Genomic DNA, 2813 nt, shown 5'->3' with positions numbered 1-2813 from the left:
GAATAGGCGTCGTTTTCCAGCAAGGCGTGATTCACCACGCGCGCCACTTCCGGACCGGCCGACAGATCGTCACTGATATCGGCGCCGACGGTGAAGGTGCGCTGACCGGCACCGTCAAAATGACGCAGCGGCAGGTGGGGTCGCGCTCCAACTCGTCCCATAAGCCCCCGGCACCCTCACCAGCGAGGCGAGGCGGATCTTCGAGAATCTCAAGGTGCTGCTGGAATCCGCGGGTTCGTCGCTGGATCGTCTCGTTCAGGTCCACGCCATGATCTGCTCGCGCTCACCGGTCTCGGGATTAACCGCCACCATGCCAGAGCAAAAGATCAATCCGCCGGCGCGGATCGCCGCCGATTGGTGATGGCCGTAATGGTGGTGGAGATCGAGCCCCGGGGATGGAACGGGTAAGATTTCGCGCATGGGTCCTACAGTCTCTCTGGAGCACGACGGCGTATGGTCGTCGCGAAATTTATGGCCCCTCTCCCGCGGAGCCTACCGCACCCTGACCGGCTCGCGGCGGAACCCGCTGCTCATACCTCGCCAAATTCTAAAATGGCCGCCGATCCAGGGGCGCGTGCGGTTGTTCCAGCCCATCGACCGGTATGTTTCGGCCGTTGATCCAGTGGGCGCGCGGGGACGCCAGGAAAGCGATGACATCGGCCACCTCCTCGGCGGTGCCGAGACGGCCCATCGGAAAACCGTGGCGGACATAGTCGTGGAAATATTCCTGGTTGGCGAGACGGTAGCGATCCCAGCCATTGCCCGCGACGAGAATTGAGCCTGGCGACACCGTGTTCACCCGGATGCCGTGCGGGACAAATTCCAGTGCCCAACGCTCGGTATCGAAAATCAGCGCCGCCTTTGCCGCGCCGTACTGCCCTGACATTGCGAGCTGGGGCGACCAGCCGGAAATCGACGCCACATTGATAACCGAAGCACCCGTGCGGCTCTTCATATGCGGGAGCGCCAGCCGCATCATCCGCACGGTCTGGATCAGATTGCGTTCGATGGCGCCGCGCCAATCATCATCGGTGCTATCGGCGATGCGCGCTCCTCCGCTGCCACCGCCGACGTTGTTGACCAGGACGTCCATCCCACCAAAGGTCGCGACGGCGGCCTGGACCAGCCCTGCCGCTTCATCGGGCTTGCCGACATCGGCCGCGTGGGCGGCGACGTCCGCGCCGTTCGCGCGTAATGCCGCCTCCGCTTCGGCCAACTGCTCGGCTGAACGCGCCGAGAGCATCAACCGGCAGCCCTCGGCAGCAAACGCTTTGGCAGTCGCCAGGCCGATGCCGCGGCTCGAGCCGGTGATCAGTGCGACCTTGCCTGCCAGCTTCAAATCCATCGGGCTTATGCCTGTGACTTATGTTCAGCAATCCACGACGACACCTGGTCATAGTAGTTGGCGATGTAATATTCGGCTATGTCGTCGGCGGTCGTGTTCCAGACGCCGTCGTGGCCGAGAATATAGCGCAGCGCCTCGTCGAGATGCTTCGCGGCATTGGGGCGCCCGATATTGTGCGGATGCAGAGACAGACACATGACACGCCCGTTTTCCGCACCTTCTCGGTAGAGCGTGTCGAACTGGTCCTTGATCATCTGCAGGAAGTAGTCCGCTTCTCGATTCCAGGCCAATATGCCCGCGTCATTGGTTTGGCCGGTATAAGGAACATAGATGAATTTCTGGCCGCCCCGTACATTGATCGGCCAGGGCTGATCGTCGATAATCCATGACGTGTGATAGAAGCAGCCGGCCTCAGCCATCAAATCGTCTGTCCTGACCGTATAGCCCGCACCGCCGCCGAGCCGCCCTTTTAGGCGCTTGCCGGTCATCTCCTTCAAATGCATGATGAAATCCTGCCAGTACGCCCGCTCCTGCTCCTCGGTGTAATCGTAGATCGGCCGACTGTTGTAGAGCCCGTGCGCCATGTAATCCCAGTCGGCAGCGATCATCGCGTCCTTGATTTCAGGAAAATGATCCAGCAGCTCGAGATTGAGACAGCAGCAGGCGCGAACCTTGTGCTTGTTCAGCACATCGAGCATGCGCCAGAAGCCGATGCGATTGCCATAGTCCATGCGCGAGTAGTGCGGAATGTCCGGCTGTGTCGGCCGATTTTCCGGCAGGTACTCGAAGAACTCCATATTCGGCGCGACCCAGAACGCGACGCGCGCGTTGCCGGGCCATCTGATGATGGGCCGTTCGGTAATCGGTGCGTAGTCGAACCGGCCGGGTGCGAGAGCCATGCTGTCCTCTCCATTCGCCTGAAGGCGGTTAATTCGACGACGAAGCCTGAGATGGCTATCCTGCTTGCGTCTTGAACCAGTCGACGATCTCACCGCCGGTGGCCTTCCACACGCCTGCATGGGCGCAAATGTGGGCGAGCACTTCGTCGAGGTGCCGGATGCGCCACGGCTGGCCCATGATCCATGGATGCAGATGGAGCACCATCAGGCGTCCGGTGGTGGCGCCGTCGGCGTACAGCCCGTCGAACCACTCGCGCCACAACAGATTGACCTCGTTGATGGTGCGGCGGCCGTGCAGGTGGATGTAATTGTCGTCGAGATAGGCATGGACACCGAGCGAGTAGAGCTCCCCGGTCTTTGGAGTCATCTTGTAGGGCTGCTCGTCGTTGCCCCAATCGCATAGGTAGCGGATGCCTTCGGCCGCGAGAAGGTTGGGGGTGTTCGGTGTCTCCTGGAAGTCGGGGCCGGACCAGCCGATCGGACGCTTCCCGGTGGCGTTTTCGACTGCCTCGATCGAGGCGCGGATGTACTGCCGCTCCTCGTCCTCGGACATGCCGATATGAATGATG

The 2813-nt window shown here is 61.5% G+C and carries 3 protein-coding genes and 1 pseudogene; all 4 read right to left on the bottom strand.

The features are described 5' to 3' along the window. Nucleotides 1-255: 255 nt before the first annotated feature. Nucleotides 256-420: a hypothetical protein gene (locus VNX23_RS18185; RefSeq protein ID WP_325632252.1), complete on the bottom strand. Its 165-nt coding sequence runs from the start codon at nucleotides 418-420 to the stop codon at nucleotides 256-258. A gap of 127 nt (nucleotides 421-547) precedes the next feature. Further along, complete coding sequence (locus tag VNX23_RS18180) at nucleotides 548-1345, bottom strand: SDR family oxidoreductase (protein WP_325632251.1); 798 nt, start codon at nucleotides 1343-1345, stop codon at nucleotides 548-550. Nucleotides 1346-1350: 5 nt separating this feature from the next. Further along, nucleotides 1351-2244, bottom strand: coding sequence for a polysaccharide deacetylase family protein (locus tag VNX23_RS18175; protein ID WP_325632249.1), 894 nt, complete (start codon nucleotides 2242-2244; stop codon nucleotides 1351-1353). A gap of 55 nt (nucleotides 2245-2299) precedes the next feature. Continuing rightward, a pseudogene (locus VNX23_RS18170) lies at nucleotides 2300-2813 on the bottom strand (polysaccharide deacetylase); the annotation flags it as partial.

The organism is Bradyrhizobium sp. (assembly GCF_035570375.1).
GTDB lineage: Bacteria > Pseudomonadota > Alphaproteobacteria > Rhizobiales > Xanthobacteraceae > Bradyrhizobium.
The sequence above is the reverse complement of the archived record's forward strand: the minus strand, read 5'-3'. Positions and strand labels throughout refer to the sequence as shown.